Annotated in this window: 14 protein-coding genes; 13 read left to right on the top strand and 1 reads right to left on the bottom strand. The window is 39.6% G+C overall.

The features are described 5' to 3' along the window. Positions 1-7 precede the first annotated feature (7 nt). The 5 genes from MTP24_RS10185 to ihfA all read left to right on the top strand — a co-directional run bounded on the left by MTP24_RS10185 (position 8) and on the right by ihfA (position 5,541). Positions 8-1,063 (top strand): DUF2066 domain-containing protein, encoded by a 1,056-nt coding sequence (locus MTP24_RS10185; protein ID WP_243531040.1) that lies wholly within the window; start codon positions 8-10, stop codon positions 1,061-1,063. Continuing rightward, the gene (gene hda / locus MTP24_RS10180) at positions 1,063-1,773 is read left to right on the top strand and encodes a DnaA inactivator Hda (protein WP_170865585.1); all 711 of its coding nucleotides are present in this window, start codon (positions 1,063-1,065) and stop codon (positions 1,771-1,773) included. Before MTP24_RS10185 ends, hda begins: the two co-directional genes overlap by 1 nt. Positions 1,774-1,855: 82 nt before the next feature. Further along, positions 1,856-2,836 (top strand): phenylalanine--tRNA ligase subunit alpha, encoded by a 981-nt coding sequence (gene pheS, locus MTP24_RS10175; RefSeq protein WP_243531038.1) that lies wholly within the window; start codon positions 1,856-1,858, stop codon positions 2,834-2,836. Positions 2,837-2,851: 15 nt separating this feature from the next. Next, a complete protein-coding gene (pheT, locus tag MTP24_RS10170) occupies positions 2,852-5,239 on the top strand; it encodes a phenylalanine--tRNA ligase subunit beta (protein ID WP_243531036.1) in 2,388 nt (795 codons plus the stop codon). Between the two features lie 2 nt (positions 5,240-5,241). Further along, a complete protein-coding gene (ihfA, locus tag MTP24_RS10165) occupies positions 5,242-5,541 on the top strand; it encodes an integration host factor subunit alpha (RefSeq protein ID WP_002960690.1) in 300 nt (99 codons plus the stop codon). Positions 5,542-5,611: 70 nt separating this feature from the next. Here the strand turns inward: ihfA and MTP24_RS10160 are convergent, their stop codons facing one another. Then, positions 5,612-6,412: a DUF2989 domain-containing protein gene (locus MTP24_RS10160; protein WP_010557230.1), complete on the bottom strand. Its 801-nt coding sequence runs from the start codon at positions 6,410-6,412 to the stop codon at positions 5,612-5,614. Between the two features lie 174 nt (positions 6,413-6,586). On the opposite strand from MTP24_RS10160, the gene MTP24_RS10155 reads away from it, so the two are divergent. The 8 genes from MTP24_RS10155 (at position 6,587) to MTP24_RS10120 (ending at position 16,724) form a co-directional block, all read left to right on the top strand. Beyond that, positions 6,587-8,029 (top strand): glyceraldehyde-3-phosphate dehydrogenase, encoded by a 1,443-nt coding sequence (locus MTP24_RS10155; protein ID WP_006794496.1) that lies wholly within the window; start codon positions 6,587-6,589, stop codon positions 8,027-8,029. A 212-nt stretch (positions 8,030-8,241) separates the two neighbouring features. Then, positions 8,242-9,369, top strand: a complete 1,128-nt coding sequence (locus tag MTP24_RS10150; RefSeq protein WP_243531033.1) for a M14-type cytosolic carboxypeptidase — start codon at positions 8,242-8,244, stop codon at positions 9,367-9,369. 373 nt (positions 9,370-9,742) lie between these two features. Further along, a complete protein-coding gene (locus MTP24_RS10145; RefSeq protein ID WP_008132031.1) occupies positions 9,743-11,245 on the top strand; it encodes an alanine/glycine:cation symporter family protein in 1,503 nt (500 codons plus the stop codon). A 170-nt stretch (positions 11,246-11,415) separates the two neighbouring features. Beyond that, positions 11,416-11,742 carry a hypothetical protein gene (locus MTP24_RS10140; protein ID WP_008132029.1) on the top strand — a complete coding sequence of 109 codons (327 nt, stop codon included), beginning with the start codon at positions 11,416-11,418 and terminating at the stop codon, positions 11,740-11,742. 1 nt (position 11,743) lies between these two features. Further along, positions 11,744-12,025 (top strand): DUF1315 family protein, encoded by a 282-nt coding sequence (locus MTP24_RS10135; RefSeq protein ID WP_006794492.1) that lies wholly within the window; start codon positions 11,744-11,746, stop codon positions 12,023-12,025. Further along, entirely contained in the window at positions 12,015-14,696 is a 2,682-nt protein-coding gene (locus MTP24_RS10130) for a DUF349 domain-containing protein (RefSeq protein WP_243531031.1), read from the top strand. The genes MTP24_RS10135 and MTP24_RS10130 overlap by 11 nt, the downstream gene beginning before the upstream one ends. A gap of 87 nt (positions 14,697-14,783) precedes the next feature. Further along, positions 14,784-15,338: a DUF1439 domain-containing protein gene (locus MTP24_RS10125; RefSeq protein WP_243531029.1), complete on the top strand. Its 555-nt coding sequence runs from the start codon at positions 14,784-14,786 to the stop codon at positions 15,336-15,338. 81 nt (positions 15,339-15,419) lie between these two features. Next, positions 15,420-16,724 (top strand): AarF/ABC1/UbiB kinase family protein, encoded by a 1,305-nt coding sequence (locus MTP24_RS10120; RefSeq protein WP_243531027.1) that lies wholly within the window; start codon positions 15,420-15,422, stop codon positions 16,722-16,724. Positions 16,725-16,726 lie beyond the last annotated feature (2 nt).

Below are 16,726 nucleotides of genomic sequence, written 5' to 3'. Positions count from 1 at the left end.
ACATACAGTGTATAGATTATTAATAAGCATAATATCCATTTTAATTTGTTTTTCTGTTTCAGCAGTTGAGGTCACTGATCTATATCAAGATATTTTAAAAGTTGATGATAAATCAAGAGATACTCGATTAGCGGCAAGCCGTAAAGCCTTACTCAATGTTTTGGTAAAAGTAAGTGGTGATGAAACGGCGGATCAAAATCGATTAGCTCAACAGCGAACTAAAGATATCTCCGATTACATGCTTAAATTTGAATACGATGAGCGTGCTGAAGGTCAGTTAAAATTAATTGTTAAATTTGAAGCACGTAAAATTAATGCGCTTATAAAAGAATTAAGTCTACCTCTATGGGGTTCACAGCGTCCTTTAGTCGCTATTTGGCTAGGTATTGAAGATAATTGGCGAAGAGAGCTAGTTACACAAGAGAGCTATCCGCAGCTTGAACAATTAATTTACGATAATGCTCGAAGACGTGGCTTACCTGTTGTTGTGCCATTACTGGACTTACAAGATAGGCGTCTAGTAGGTATACCCGAGGTGTGGGGTAATTTTTCAGGGCCTATAGAAGAGGCGTCTCAGCGGTATAGTGCTGAAAGAAGTATTACGGCCAAAATGTACAAAGACAATAACAGTAATAACTGGGTTTTAGATTGGCGATTCACAAATGATGATTTGTTTGATGAAAATCGTTTAGTTGGTGATAAACAACAAATTGTTAGTCAAATGATAGATACACTAGCTAGAGGGCTAGCAAGTGAATATGCAATTGATCCCAATGCATACTACGAGCAAGCTTCAGCTATTTTAACTTTAAAAGGGGCCGAAAATTTTGTAGATGTTGAACTAGCTAAAAGACGTTTACAGAGTTTAAGTGTAGTTACACAAGTTACGATTGCTCGAAAAACGACTGGGTTTGTTGAATACAAATTGAGTCATACAGGCGATGTTACAGATTTAAAAAAAGCGCTTGGTCTTGATTCTGCTTTTAAAGATTATGTTGACCCACGCGCTTTCTATCATGTTGTTGACAAAAATAGCCTTGAATATCAATGGATAAAACCATAGTGCTAACTCATGAACCAATGCAAATGGCGTTGCCTGTTACTCTGCCTGATGACGAGACGTTTGCATCGTACTTTGGTGGTGAGGACTCATTAGAAGTTAACCATCTTAAAGCGAGCTTTTCTGAGTTGGCAAATTCATTTCAATATACTTATTTGTGTGGATTGGGTGATTCGGGTAAGTCTCACTTGTTATACGCGACGTGCATAAAAGCGCAAGAACGTGGCCTCTCTAACATGTTACTTTCTATGCGCGAGGTTATCAATTTTGGCCCTATGGTCCTCGATGGACTCGAAGCGCTTGATGTATTGTGTATAGACGATGTCCACTTAGTTGCAGGGAACGATGCCTGGGAAAAGGCCCTGTTTAATTTTTTTAATCGCTTTAACGAACCCGGTAAAATGTTAGTCGTAACCGCAGACCTGTTACCAAATATGTTAAATATCTCGCTTCCTGATTTAGAATCTCGTTTGACTTGGGGAACCACCTTTCAAATACGTTCAATGAGTGATGATGATAAAGCGCAGGCGCTTGTTAAGCGGGCACACATGCGTGGGCTTGAGTTAAGCGATGAATGTGCACGCTTTTTACTAACGCGTCTAAGTCGAGATATGCGTGCTTTACTCGATGTATTAGACAAATTAGATCATGCATCTATGGCCGCACAGCGAAAATTAACAATTCCCTTTATAAAATCAACGTTAAAGCTCTAGTAGGTCTAGAATCTAGACCCCGCTTTCAGTTATCATTAGTCAATTAAATTGTAATCACCTTCTGTGAAAGATCAGGTATCGAATGAACTTAGAAAATATATTAGCGCAAGCACTTGAGGCGGTAGCCAGTGCCAGTGAAATCGCGCAACTAGAAGAGATCAGGGTTAATTACCTTGGTAAAAAAGGCGAAATCACTAGCTTACTTAAAACACTGGGTAAAATTGCTCCTGAAGAACGCAAAGAAGCAGGCCAGGTAATTAATCAGGCTAAGCAAGATGTACAAGCTGCAATTAACGACAAGCGTGAGCTTTTAGCAAGCAAGGCGCTAGAAGAAAAGCTAGCCGCTGAAACAATTGACGTTACTTTACCTGGACGTGTGATGCTTACAGGTGGATTACACCCAGTAACACGGACAATTGAGCGTATTGAAAGCTTTTTTGGTGAGTTAGGTTTCGAGGTGAAATCAGGTCCTGAGATTGAAGATGATTTTCATAACTTTGATGCTTTAAATATCCCTGAACATCACCCTGCGCGTGCTGATCACGATACCTTTTATTTCAATCCTAAATTAGTATTGCGTACACAAACAAGTGGCGTGCAAATTCGTACTATGGAAACGGAACAGCCACCGCTACGAATTATCTCACCTGGGCGTGTGTATCGTAACGATTACGATCAGACACATACACCTATGTTTCATCAGGTAGAAGGGTTAATGGTTGATACCGATGTAAGCTTTACTGAGCTTAAAGGTATATTACATGACTTTTTGCGTAACTTTTTTGAAGAAGATATGGAAATTCGTTTCCGTCCATCATTTTTCCCATTTACAGAACCTTCAGCTGAAGTAGATGTGATGGGCAAAGACGGCAAATGGTTAGAGGTACTAGGCTGTGGCATGGTACATCCGAACGTTCTTAAGTCTGTAGGTATTGATCCAGAAAAATACACTGGTTTTGCATTCGGCATGGGTGTAGAGCGCCTAACAATGTTGCGTTACGGCGTAAACGATTTACGTGCATTTTTCGAAAATGACTTAAAATTCCTAAACCAGTTCCGTTAAGAGTGAAGCAATAAAATGAAATTTAGTGAAAAGTGGTTAAGAGAGTGGGTTAATCCTGCTATTGATACGCAAGCTCTGTCGGAACAGCTTTCTATGGCTGGCCTTGAAGTTGACGGCGTTGAGCCAGCTGCAGCCAAATTTAATGGTGTGTTAGTAGGCGAAGTTGTTGAATGTGGTCAACACCCTGATGCGGATAAACTTCGCGTTACTAAAATTAACGTAGGTGGCGATGAGCTGCTTGATATTGTGTGTGGTGCGCCAAACTGTCGTGAAGGAATTAAAGTCGCGGTTGCAACCGTTGGTGCAGTATTACCTGGCGATTTCAAAATTAAAAAAGCAAAACTTCGCGGTCAGCCTTCACACGGTATGTTATGTGCATTTGACGAGCTAGGCATTAGCGAAGAAGGTGACGGCATCATGGAGTTACCGAGTGATGCACCCATTGGCGCGGATTTACGTGACTATTTAAGCCTTGACGACAACATTATTGATGTTGATTTAACACCAAACCGTGGTGACTGCCTTGGTATTAAAGGTCTTGCCCGTGAAGTAGGCGTTTTAAACAGCATTGATGTAAACGTATTAGAAATCCCCGCTGTTGCTCCAACAATTGACGACAAAGTATCAATTGAGCTCGTGAACGAAGATGCATGCCCGCGTTATTTAGGTCGTGTAATAAAAGGTATAAATCTTGATGCAGAAACACCGTTATGGATGGTTGAAAAATTACGTCGTAGTGGTGTACGTTCAATCGATCCGGTTGTTGATGTAACTAACTATGTATTACTCGAACTTGGTCACCCTATGCATGCATTTGATTTAAGTGTAATTGAAGGTGGCATTAAAGTACGTAGTGCAAATGCAGATGAAGAACTAGTACTGCTTGATGGTAATACAGCTAAATTAAACGAGTCTACACTCGTTATAGCAGATAATGATAAAGCACTTGCCATTGCTGGTATTTTTGGTGGTGAGCAATCAGGTGTTACTGAAAAAACAACAGACATACTGCTTGAAAGTGCGTTCTTTAATCCGGTAGCAATTGCTGGTCAAGCACGTAGTTACGGCCTACACACTGATGCATCACATCGTTATGAACGTGGTGTAGATTTTGCTCTACAACACGATGCTATGCAGCGTGCCACAGCGCTACTTCTTGAAATTGTAGGTGGTCAAGCAGGCCCTGTAGTAGAAGCCGTGGCGGCTGATAAGTTACCTAAGGTGACTGAAGTTCGTTTGCGTCGTTCACGTTTAGACCGCGTAATAGGTCATCACATTGATGATGCTAAAGTAACTGATATTCTGACTCGCTTAGGCCTTGATGTTAAAGTAGAAAATGACAGCTGGAGTGCAGACGTACCTAGTTACCGTTTTGATATTCGCATTGAAGAAGATTTGATAGAAGAAGTTGCGCGCGTTTACGGTTACAACAGTATTCCAAATGTGGCTCCAACTGCAAAACTTAAGATGACCACTCATAACGAAGCGAGCATTGCACTAAGCAAATTCCGCAATACGTTAGTAACACGTGGTTACCAAGAAGCGATTACATACAGCTTTGTTGACCCTAAGGCACAAGCTATTTTGCATCCTCAAAGTGACGCACTTGTTCTACCGCATCCTATTTCAATTGAAATGTCAGCCATGCGTGTTAGCTTAATGCCGGGTCTATTAGCATCTGTTGCATACAACCAAAATCGTCAACAACCACGTATTCGTTTATTTGAGCATGGTCTTAAATTTATAAGCGATGAAAATGCAGAAAATGGTGTATACCAAGTGCCTGTTATTGGTGGCGTTATTACTGGTTTGGTTCATGGCGAACATTGGGTTGAAGAAAAGCGCAATGTCGACTTTTATGACTTAAAAGGGGATGTTGAGGCATTACTTGCGATCACTAACGATGTAAGTCGCTTTGAAATTAAAGCAGAGCAGTCAGATGGACTTCATCCGGGCCAGTCAGCTATTATTTATGTTGACGGTAAAAAGGTTGGTTTTTTTGGTGCATTACATCCTCAAGCGCAAAAGTCGTTAGATATCAATAACGCAACTTTTGTATTTGAAATTGAAATGTCAGCAATTGAAAAAAGAAATTTACCACAAGCAGAAAGCGTGTCTAAATTTCCTTCAAACCGTCGCGACATCGCGATTTTAGTGGCCGACAGCGTTAAATCTGGTGATATTTTAAACGCCATAGAAAAAGTTGGCGGAAATCAATTGGTTGACCTAAACTTATTCGATGTGTATAAGGGCAAAGGTATTGAGCCAAATTATAAGAGTTTGGCGATTGCTCTAACACTGCAAGCGGTTGATAGAACACTCGAAGAGAAAGATATCAATCTAGTAGTTGATAACGTGGTGGCCGAATTGGCCGAAAAGTTTAATGCATCGTTGAGGGACTAGATATGGCGCTTACTAAAGCCGACATAGCTGAACACCTATTTGAAAAGCTCGGGATCAATAAAAAAGATGCCAAAGATTTAGTTGAAGCGTTTTTTGAAGAAATCCGCTCAGCGCTAGAAAAAGGAGAGCAGGTTAAGCTTTCTGGATTTGGTAACTTTGATCTTCGAGACAAAAAAGAAAGACCAGGGCGTAATCCGAAAACAGGCGAAGACATTCCTATTTCGGCGCGTCGTGTTGTCACCTTTAGACCGGGTCAAAAATTAAAGACTCGTGTTGAAGTGGGCACCAGCAAAGCAAAATAAAAAAAGGCAGCGAAAGCTGCCTTTTTATTTATTCCTCGCATAACTCTGCTTAAGCGGGGTTTATTATTATCTAAAATTCTCTAGGTGATACAAATTCACCCTCTAATACTTGTTGATAGGTTTGCTCGGCAAGTGAATCAAGTCCAGATAAGTTTTTACCAGTACTTAAGAGTTCCTGCTCTATTTCAAATAGATCTATATTTTCGATTCCCGACATTTGCGCTACTTTTGAAAATATATAAGCATGTTTAAATTTATCATGTTTATAAAACAGGCTGATAAGTGATGTGTACACCTCAGGATTGGGTATGCGCCCTTTTTGATTTAACTCTAGCGTTTTATAGAGCAAATCAATCGTTTTTTCGTCATCAAACTTAATGTAATACGACGCTAAAAAAAACTGCATTTCAGCACTTTGTGTAACACTAGGATCGTCTTCTATAGCCAATAGCTTATTTAATGCACCTTGATTATTGTTTCTGGACCAATGGTAATAAAGTAAACCGGGGTGATTTGTATCAATAGTGTCTTGATAAAGGCGCGTCATTTCTTTAATGCTAGTGAGTTGTCCATCTATGCGAGACGTCTTCTTAGCTTTGAGCTTTATGTGCTCAATTTTAGCCGCCAGTGTTATACATTGGTTGTATGTTTCAAATTCTTTTAATAATTGATATTTATTTTCATCCGTTGGCTCTTTGTATTCACTGTAACGCTTTAAGATAACTTCAGCACGCTCGTCTTTACAATGGCTGTCTTTGTTTAAATCAGAACAAAAGCCGGGTGTTTCCTTACAAACTTTTGCTAGCGTCACAGGTTCTTCACAACCCGCTAATGTTAGTAATCCAAGTAGTAAACTTGCTCTTTTTAGCATTCCTAAACCCCAAATAAATATCTACGCAGCCATTCTAGCGCAATCATTTAACGCCTAACAGTAGAGAATAACTTCAGATTAAATTAGAATAGCCGTGCCTGAAGTGCATTACTCTCAAAATATAGTGCACTTTTAAAGGCTATCCGTTCAAAATGATAAACTTAGGTAAATAAAATGACCTCATCTCACGAGTTAGAATACACAAATAGTTGGCAAGAGCGCCAAGATTACGCTGAAAGCATGCAACCTATCATTGGTAAACTTTACCGTAATCGTGGTATTGAAATTGCCGTATATGGCCGTCCTCTCGTAAATGCCAGTACTATTGAAATTATTAAATCTCACAAAACTGTTGCGCAATTTGAAGGCACAAAATTACGTTTACGTGAAAGCTTCCCGTTTTTAGAAGCAATCAGTAAAATGGAATTAAACTCTGCTCGTATTGATATTGGTAAGCTTGCATACAGCTATTTATACAGCGACGTTGCTAATGGCCGTTCAGTTGAAGAGTTCGTTAAAGATGAATTAGCAGAAATAGCCGATTCAACAGTGAAAGAACCTCGCGATGTAGTTCTTTATGGTTTTGGTCGTATTGGTCGTTTGCTTGCTCGCTTATTAATTGAAAAATCGGGTCCTTACGCCGATTTACGTCTACGTGCAATCGTTGTGCGTGGTGGTAAAGAAGGTGACCTTGAAAAGCGCGCTAGTTTATTACGTCGCGATTCAATTCATGGTCCATTTAATGGTTCAATCACCATTGATAAAGAGCGCAACGCGATTAAAGCGAACGGCAGTTACATTCAGGTTATTTATGCAAACTCGCCTAGTGAAATAGATTACACCCAATACGGTATCGATAATGCGTTAATTGTTGATAACACAGGTATTTGGAAAGATGAAGCAGGCCTTGGTCAGCATTTAGAGTGTAAAGGCGCAGCTAAAGTATTATTAACGGCACCGGCTAAAGGCAATATTAAAAACATCGTATATGGTGTAAATAACCAAGATATTTTATCTGAAGATAAAATTGTTTGTGCAGCAAGCTGTACAACAAATGCAATAACACCAACATTAAAAGCGTTAAACGATAAGTTTGGTATTAATAATGGTCACGTTGAAACGGTTCACTCATACACAAACGATCAAAACCTAATTGATAACTATCACAAAGCCGAACGTCGTGGTCGTGCCGCAGCGCTTAACATGGTAATAACTGAAACAGGCGCAGCAAAAGCTGTATCTAAAGCATTGCCAGAGCTTGAAGGTAAGTTAACAGGTAATGCTATTCGTGTTCCTACGCCTAACGTATCGCTTGCTATTTTAAACTTAAACTTAGCAACTAATACATCAGTTGAAGAACTAAATGCATTTTTACGCGATACAGCGCTGCACTCAGATTTACGTGACCAAATTGATTACACTGCATCAACAGAAATAGTGTCTACCGATTTAGTGGGTAGCCGTTATGCAGGTGTTGTTGACTCACAAGCGACAATTGTTGACGATAATCGTATTGTATTATACGTATGGTACGATAATGAATTTGGCTATAGCTGCCAAGTAGTACGTTGTATGCGAGATATGGCTGAAGTGTCATTCCCAAGCTTACCACGCTAATGTATATGTAGTATTTAAAAGCCAGCGTTTAGCTGGCTTTTTTAATGTGCAATCATTTTTAAAGTGTATGCCTTGTGCTACGCTTTGCTTATTAAAATACAGTGCGTGTTAGAGTTATAAAATACACTGTATTTACTGCGAGTAGTATTATTCGTGGTGTTAGTTCTGCGAGTTAAAATGCAGATGGGCTTATTCAAATTAAAGGTTTTTTCATGAAAATCAGTAGTAATTTCGACAGTGGTAATATCAAGGTAATTGATGCAACCGATCCGCTTAATATTCAATTAGAGATTAATAACGACCACAACTCTGAATTTTATCAGTGGTTTCACTTTCGATTAGAAACAACGCCTTACCAATTACATAAGCTTAATATTAATCAGCTTGAAAAATCAGCATACCCAGATGGGTGGGAAGGCTATCAAGCAGTCGCATCTTACGATCGCCAAACATGGTTTCGTGTTCCATCAAACTATGAAAATGGCACGCTAAGTTTTGAAATAGAGCCAGAGTGCGGCAGTGTTTATTTTGCTTATTTCGCACCATATAGCTATGACCGCCATTTAGATTTATTGTCGTGGGCGCAAACCCAAGGTGCTTGCCAACTTCAAACGTTGGGTGAAACACTTGATGGGCGCGATATGAGCGTATTAAAAATTGGCGAGCCAAACGAAGATAAAAAAGTAATTTGGGTAACAGCACGCCAGCATCCAGGTGAAACTATGGCAGAGTGGTTTGTAGAGGGATTACTTCATAAGTTACTTGATGATGAAGACCCACATGCTGCCGCATTGTTATCAAAGGCTGTATTTTACATCGTGCCAAATATGAACCCAGATGGCAGTGTACGTGGTCATTTACGTACTAATGCTAAAGGTGTTAACTTAAATCGCGAATGGCAAACACCTAGTATGGAAAATAGCCCAGAAGTGTATTTAGTCCTAAATAAAATGCGCGAAACAGGCTTAGATATGCACCTTGATATTCATGGTGATGAAGCCATTCCTTATAACTTTGTTGCTGGCAGCGAAGGTATTCCAAGTTACGATGAGCGACTTAAAAACTTAGAAGACAGCTTTAAAGCGGCGTTATTAACAATAACACCGGAGTTTCAAGACGAACACGGTTACCCGAAAGATGAGGCAGGCCAAGCTCTTTTAACAGTTGCATCGTCGGCAACGGCTGAAGAGTTTAAAGCGCTTACATACACAATTGAAATGCCATTTAAAGACAATAACGATTTACCAGATCCTGACTACGGCTGGTCAGATCGTCGCTCGTATCAGTTTGGTCAAGACACGTTAGCAGCCATTGTTAATGTGGTTGATACGCTAAGATAGAGTACTGATAAAAGGCATCAATTATTGATGCCTTTTATACACAAATTTAAAATTAGTTAATATGTAAAATCGTTTTATAAATTCCTTCAATCAGAAGTCTATTTAAATTACTTTCTATAAACCTCCATTATATTCAAACAAACCAAATACTGGTTAAATAACCCTCAAATAATACGTCGAAGCGCACGTTTTATCTGTAAATATGAAAATTAAGTGTTAACAAAGTTAGCTCACTTAAGTTAATATCAATAACAATCGAATTAAAGGTAGGCATATTTAAGCCCGATTTTTAATCGTTTCATGTCGCGCATTCTGAGTAGCTAAAACAGAGTCTCGTAATTCATAATAAAAAATATAACTATAGAGGATATCCATGGAAGCTTTTGTAAGCGCTGTTAATGATGTTGTTTGGAGTAATGCCCTTATTTACTTATGCCTTGGCGCGGGCTTGTTTTATTCTGTATTAACTCGATTTGCCCAAGTCAGACATTTTAAAGAAATGTGTAAATTACTTTTTAGTCCTAACACATCTGAAAAAGGTATTTCTTCTTTTCAAGCACTTGCAGTGTCTCTATCGGGGCGAGTCGGTGTTGGTAACATTGCAGGTGTTGCTGCTGCTATCGGTTTTGGTGGCCCAGGGGCTATTTTCTGGATGTGGGTTGTTGCATTTTTAGGTGCAAGTACAGCCTTCGCTGAATCAACTCTTGGTCAAATTTATAAAGAAGAAGAAAACGGTCAATATCGTGGTGGTCCAGCGTATTACTTTGACCGTTGTTTAAAGCAAAAATGGTTAGCTATCTTATTTGCTATTTCTGCCGTTGTTGCGTGTGGTGTTTTCCTACCCGGTGTACAAGCAAATGCGGTGGGTAACGCATTTACTCAAGTATTTGGCGACGGTACTATGGTGTCGACCAGCTTTGGCGATGTAGGTAGCTTTAAGCTAGTTGCGCTGGCTATTATTCTTATCGTTTTAGCATTTATCATTTTTGGTGGTATAAAACGTATTGCCAACTTTACTCAAATTGTTGTGCCATTTATGGCTTTGGGCTACATCGTGCTTGCCTTAATCGTAGTGTTTTTACACATCGATAGAGTGCCTGATATTTTTGCTATGATAATAAGCGACGCCTTTACAGCTCAAGCCGGATTTGGAGCTGCAATTGGCTGGGGTGTAAAACGCGGAATATATTCAAATGAGGCGGGTCAAGGTACAGGTCCTCATGCAGCGTCTGCGGCAGAAGTAGACCACCCAGCGCAACAAGGTTTAGTTCAGGCTTTTTCAGTGTACGTAGATACCATCTTCGTATGTACTGCAACTGCACTGATGATTTTGTTAACACAACAATACAACATTGTTGGCGAGCTACCAGCTGGTCAATTTATTGTACAAAATGTTGATGCAGCAACTGAAGTAGGCTCTGCAGCATTTACGCAAATGGCTTTGTTTAGTGTATTTGGCGGTTTTGGTGAGGCATTTGTAGGTATTGCGTTATTCTTCTTTGCGTTCACTACTATTTTAGCTTATTACTTCATTGCAGAAACAAACATTGCTTACTTAAATCGTTACTTTAAAGGAAGTATTCCTCTGGTTATTGTGAAGTTTGTGATCATGTTTATGGTGGCGTACGGAATGGTTAATAGCTCTGGGTATATTTGGAGCATTGGTGACATAGGTGTAGGCTTAATGGCGTGGATCAACATCTTAGGCATTTTAGCTATTTTCTTTGTCGCAAAACCGGCACTGTTATGTTTAAGCGATTACGAAGAGCAAAAGAAAAAAGGCGGTAAAATTACCTTTGACCCAATTAAGTTAGGTATAAAAAACGCTACTTTCTGGGAAAAACGCCTTGAAAAACAATCTAAAGATCCTGAGTAATTTAATATACAGTGTACTTGCAAGTTTGATTGGCTAAACGGGTTTAAACCAATAAAAAGAAAGTTACATTATCTGTTATTGCTTTAAATTCAAAAAAGACAACAACAAATAAAACAAGTACAATAAAGGCGCCGCAAGGCGCTTTTTTTATGCGTAGTATGGAGAGATGTATGGCGATTATTCGTTGCCCAAAATGTGCAAAATCAATTTCAGATAAATACAAGCAATGTCCGCATTGCGAAAGTAACATTTCAGAGCTAAATGACGAGCAGGTTCAACAACTTCAGCGCGAACAGCAAATTAAAAAAAAGCAGATGTTTATAAATCACTCTTTCCTAGCACTTATTTTATTTTTGGGTGGTTTTTTCTGTTTATATTTTTTACAACCGCAAAAAGAAACCCTTGAGTGGTATGCTTACACCATCGCCATTGGCGTGGGGTGCATTTGGTATCTTATTAACCGTATTATTTTAGTGACTCTTAAAAAGAAAAGATGACATGAATATCGATAAACTCGTAGAAAATATTACTCCAGAATTATTTGAACGCCTGCAATATGGTGCATCCACTGGCAAATGGCCAGATGGCACTGTGTTATCAGATGAGCAAAAGCAACAAACAGTGCAGTTGGTTATGTTGTATCAAGCAAAGGTGGCTCAATCGAACGAGCAATTTACGATTGGTGCTAATGGTGAAATGATCCAAAAGACAAAAGCGCAACTACAAAAAGAATTCAAATCAGACAACGAAATAGCTAGGTTTAGTGAACATGATCTTTAAGCACCTTTTTACGCCAAAATGGAAACACCCTAAGCAACAGGTACGTCTTGATGCAATTGAAAAGCTAGATACGCAGCGCGATGCAAGTATTTTAAATACACTTGCATTAGAAGACAGCTCTGCAGAAATTCGCCGAAAAGCGCTTCAAAAGGTAAATGATTTACCACTTTGGTGGAAAGCCTATAAGCAAGACCAAGCGTTGAAGGATATAGCTGAGCAGCAGATATCTAACGCGGTTTTAAACAGTGAAAGCACACTAACACCGCAAATTAAAAGTGAATATATAGAACGCTTTGCACCTGTAAAAACATTAGAAAAACTAGCGTTTGCAGAGAAAGAACTAAAAGTTCGCGTTAAATTACTTAAGCGTTTAGCAAACCCAAAATTAGTAGAAAAAGCTTTTAAAGAAGGCGGTGAAGAACTACAAAAGCAGCTAGTGGAGTTAGTTATTAACCACCAGCTTACCAAACCACTTGCTAAACATGCTGAAGGGGAAGCGAAAAGCACCCTTGATACGCATATTGAAAATGAGCGTCTGGCCAAAGAGATGCCACAAGAAGTTGAAAATTCAACGCGCGTTATTTTAGCAAAACTTAATGCGTTACGTGAAAAAACAGACTTTGCGTTGGTAAACCCACAAGCTGCTGAATTAATGGCTCAATGGCAAGCATTAGAGCTTAAATGGCTATCAGCAGAGCGTATAAAATCGCTAGATGAAAAGTACATAGCTATTACCAGCAAGCTTGATACTCATATAGCGCAACTTAAAGCTGAGCACGATAAAGAACAGCAACGTTTAGCATTAAAACAGCGTCAATTATTGGCATTAGCAACGCTTGAAGCATTAAGTGATGAAATTGAAAATGCGCTTCAATTAGGTTTAGAAACCCCAGAGCAAATTCAACAAGATTGGCTTGACGCTAAAGTAGCCCAAGCAAAACAAGCGATCACAGAGACTGAGCTTGAAAATAACGCACAGTTTAAAGCGGTAATCATAAGGCTTGAGACTTTATTTTCACAAGTGGCTAAATTACCCGAACTAACAACGGTAATTGCGCAATATAAAGAGGCATTGACCGCCTTACAACAAGTTGAACCAGCGCAAAGCATTGAGCAATATGACGATATTCTGTCATCGTTTAATCAAGCGTTTAAAGAAGCGCGTGGGCATATAGCTATGCTAGATAGCGCACTGCAAGGCAAGTTTAAAACTGAGTTAAACGCGTATAAAAAGCAGTTTTTAGTACCAATGAATGAGTTAGTTAAACCGCTTGAAAAAAATCAAAGCCAAGCAAAGCGAAAAGCTCGTGATGTTAAGCGCTTAATTGAAGAAGGCCGGTTCAATGTGGCATTTGGTGTATTTAAAGGTTTTGAAGAGCTATTTAATACATTAACAGCACGCTACCAGCACCCGCTTGAAAATATTAAAGCAGAGCTAGAGCAGCAGCTTGCTGACGCAAAAGATTGGCAAAAATACGCCGCTGCACCAAAGCGTGTTGCGTTACTTGAAGAAGTAGCCACGTTAACTGAGCAAGAATGTACCGACCCGCAACAACGTGCAGAACAAGTAAAAATGTTTCGCACACGTTGGAATGAGCTTGGCCGTTTAGATACAGATGAAGAAAAACAACAAGGTGTTCAGTTTGACGAACATATTGAATTGTTGTTTGCACCTTGTCGTAGTTACTTTGCCGAGCAAGAAAAAAATCGCGATGCAGCGAAGTTACAACGTGAAAGCATCATTACTGATATGCACGCGCTTAGCACAGAGCCTACTAGCGAAGAAGGCTTTGATTGGAAACAGTTTGAAAGCCAATACAATAGGCTAAATAAAGCATGGCGCAGTGTAGGAAAAGTTGACCCTAAAACATATCGAGTTTTAAATGAACGCTATAAAAATGAGCAACAACAGGTGCTTGGTTTATTAAATGCGTTTCATAAAGGTAATGCTGCGCTTAAAAATGATTTAGTAGAACAAGCACAGCAACTATCACAAAGTGACGACTTAGCAAGTGCTTGCCAGACGTTAAAGCAAATGCAGCAGCAATGGCAAACAATTGGCTTTGCGGGCTTGAAAGCTGAAAATGCGTTGTGGCAAAAGTTTCGTCAATATAACGATGAAGCATTTAGTAAGCGCAGCACTGAATTTGAGCAACAAAAGCTTGAACAGAATGAGTCAGACAAGCAAGCCGCTGCAGAGCTTGCTGAATTAGAAGCGGTACTAGAGGCGGTTGAACAACGTGCGCAACTTCATGACCTAGAAACGAAGGTAAAGGGTTATGCACAATTCAGAACGCTTGCGCCAAAAGTGACTACTTTGCTTAAAGCCATAGATGAAAAAGTGTCATTGCTTATCACTAAATCAGAGCAGGCTAACTTAGATGCCTTACTTAATGCGCTTCAAAATAATGAAGAAGTACCTGCTCAGTATCAAGCACCGCTAAAAACAACGCTTAACGAAGAGCAACTTGTAACGCGTATGGAAATTTTAGCAAATGTGAGTTCGCCAAATGCATCACTTAGAATGGCAGAGCAAGTTGCTATGCTTGATGATAAACACCGTGGCGATCATGCTGATTTAAATTATTATTTAAAACAGTTGCTCGCGCTCAGTAACGGTTCAGTTGAACCTGACACACTAGCTCGATTAAAGACGACACTTGCAGCTTAATCATTAACATTACTTTAAATGTTGATTAAAACTTTAAAAGGCCGCTTAAATAGCGGCTTTTTATATCAACCAAACAAAGGATTTACCATGAGATTTTTATTACTTATTACTACGCTTTTTTTAACTGCCTGTAATAGCACGCAAGGTGTATCGGTATATTCATTTACAAATGCTGAAGTAGAAAGCGTATTAGCTAAAGAGTTGCCAAAATTAAGCGAAAAAGTAAAGCTAATGGGATTACCTGTTCAGCTTAACGTTAATGATTTAAGTGTTGATATAGGGCCAGATAATCGTGATGTTGTTTTACTTGGCGCTGACTCTAGCGCAGAGATCAACGCTTTTGCACTTAAGTACCCAATTCGTTTAAAGCTTAAAATAGAGGGCAGCCCATTTTACGATAGCGAGAAAAAAGCAGTGTTTTTGCGTAATATTAAACTACTGGGCTCAAGCGTTGATGCTGGTGGCTTTAGAGGCAACATTGGCGCGCTTGACGATCAAGCAATGGGTGTAATCAATACCTTTTTGGCTAACAACCCTGTATATACGTTAAACATGAACGATCCTAAAATGATGCTATTGAGCAAATTACCACTCGACATGAAAGTATCGCAAGGTGCAATTAAACTGGTTCCTAGATTATAAATAACCAGGCTAATCAGATCGGCCCGCCTTAATTAATCGTATTAAATAACCTAACTATAAGCTAATTAGGTTCATTATATTATGGCAGCACCGCGTAACGTGCCCACATCGAGACTTTCTCGTTTTGCAAAATTAGGCTCATTAGCAACAAGCGTTGCGGGTAATATGCTGGTTGATGGCGCTAAAAGTGCACTAACAGGTAAAGGGTGGGATAACAAACGCTTACTTCTGCAGCCTAAAAATATTGAAAAACTTGCTGTGCAGCTCTCTCACTTACGCGGAGCAGCAATGAAATTAGGCCAGCTTCTATCTATGGATGCTGGTGACTTGCTCAGTCCTGAGCTCGCCCAGTTACTCGCTTTGTTGCGCTCTGACGCAAATCCAATGCCGCATAAGCAGCTGGTTGAAGTTTTAAAAGAACAATGGGGGGACGACTGGCTTTCTCGTTTTTCTCATATTGAACTCAGACCTTTTGCAGCGGCTTCTATTGGGCAAGTGCATTTAGCGTATCAAGAAAATGGCGATAAGCTCGCAGTTAAAGTTCAGTACCCGGGTATTGCAAAGAGTGTTGAGAGCGACGTAGATAACGTGATTACGCTGTTAACCCTATCGCGCCTATTACCTAAAGATCTCGACATTAAACCCCTTGTGAATGAGGCTAAGGCACAATTACTTGCAGAAGCAGATTACCTGCGAGAAGCAGATTATTTAATACGTTACAAAAATGCACTCAACGGCAATGCTCACTTTAAAGTGCCTGATGTTTACACTTCGCACAGTACGCAGCAAGTGCTTACAATGGAATATGTTAATGCTGAACCCATAGAGAGCATCACAGAGCAGCCACAAAGCCAGCGAAGTTTTGTTGCTGAGCAGCTTATTAATTTATTTTTTAAAGAAATGTTTGAATTTAAACTCATTCAAACGGATCCTAACTTTGCTAATTTTCATTATCAAACAGAGACACAAAAAATCGTTTTATTTGATTTTGGTGCAACGCGAGAAATATCAACCGAGTTGAGTTCAGCGTATTTGGCACTATTTAAAGCAGGTAGCGATAACAGCCGAGAGGGCGTATTAAAAGCAGCATCGCAAATTGGTTATTTTAAAGATGACATTATGGATAATTATAAAAATAACGTAATCGACTTGTTTTTAATGGCGTGCGAACCGCTCAGGCATGATGGTGAATTTGATTTTAAACATAGCCAGTTAGCACTTAAAATTAAGGATGCTGGGCTTGCACTTAGTGCTCAATCACAGCAGTGGCACACTCCACCCGTCGATGCGTTGTTTATACACCGAAAACTAGCCGGTTTGTATTTAATAGCTGCTCGTTTGGGGGCAAAAATTGATGTGCGTGCGCTTTTTAGTCATTTCGCATAAAT

Origin of the sequence: Pseudoalteromonas sp. APM04, assembly GCF_022809815.1 — a bacterium.
Classification (GTDB): Bacteria; Pseudomonadota; Gammaproteobacteria; order Enterobacterales; family Alteromonadaceae; genus Pseudoalteromonas; species Pseudoalteromonas marina.
Note: the sequence above shows the minus strand (reverse complement) of the source record. Positions and strands in the feature narration are given on the sequence as shown.

Excerpts from the sequence above, each read along its gene's own strand:
- pheS (WP_243531038.1), top strand. The coding sequence starts at position 1,856 with ATGAACTTAGAAAATATATTAGCGCAAGCACTTGAGGCGGTAGCCAGT.
- pheT (WP_243531036.1), top strand. The coding sequence starts at position 2,852 with ATGAAATTTAGTGAAAAGTGGTTAAGAGAGTGGGTTAATCCTGCTATT.
- ihfA (WP_002960690.1), top strand. The coding sequence starts at position 5,242 with ATGGCGCTTACTAAAGCCGACATAGCTGAACACCTATTTGAAAAGCTC.
- MTP24_RS10160 (WP_010557230.1), bottom strand. The coding sequence starts at position 6,412 with ATGCTAAAAAGAGCAAGTTTACTACTTGGATTACTAACATTAGCGGGT.
- MTP24_RS10155 (WP_006794496.1), top strand. The coding sequence starts at position 6,587 with ATGACCTCATCTCACGAGTTAGAATACACAAATAGTTGGCAAGAGCGC.
- MTP24_RS10150 (WP_243531033.1), top strand. The coding sequence starts at position 8,242 with ATGAAAATCAGTAGTAATTTCGACAGTGGTAATATCAAGGTAATTGAT.
- MTP24_RS10145 (WP_008132031.1), top strand. The coding sequence starts at position 9,743 with ATGGAAGCTTTTGTAAGCGCTGTTAATGATGTTGTTTGGAGTAATGCC.
- MTP24_RS10140 (WP_008132029.1), top strand. The coding sequence starts at position 11,416 with ATGGCGATTATTCGTTGCCCAAAATGTGCAAAATCAATTTCAGATAAA.
- MTP24_RS10135 (WP_006794492.1), top strand. The coding sequence starts at position 11,744 with ATGAATATCGATAAACTCGTAGAAAATATTACTCCAGAATTATTTGAA.
- MTP24_RS10130 (WP_243531031.1), top strand. The coding sequence starts at position 12,015 with ATGATCTTTAAGCACCTTTTTACGCCAAAATGGAAACACCCTAAGCAA.
- MTP24_RS10125 (WP_243531029.1), top strand. The coding sequence starts at position 14,784 with ATGAGATTTTTATTACTTATTACTACGCTTTTTTTAACTGCCTGTAAT.
- MTP24_RS10120 (WP_243531027.1), top strand. The coding sequence starts at position 15,420 with ATGGCAGCACCGCGTAACGTGCCCACATCGAGACTTTCTCGTTTTGCA.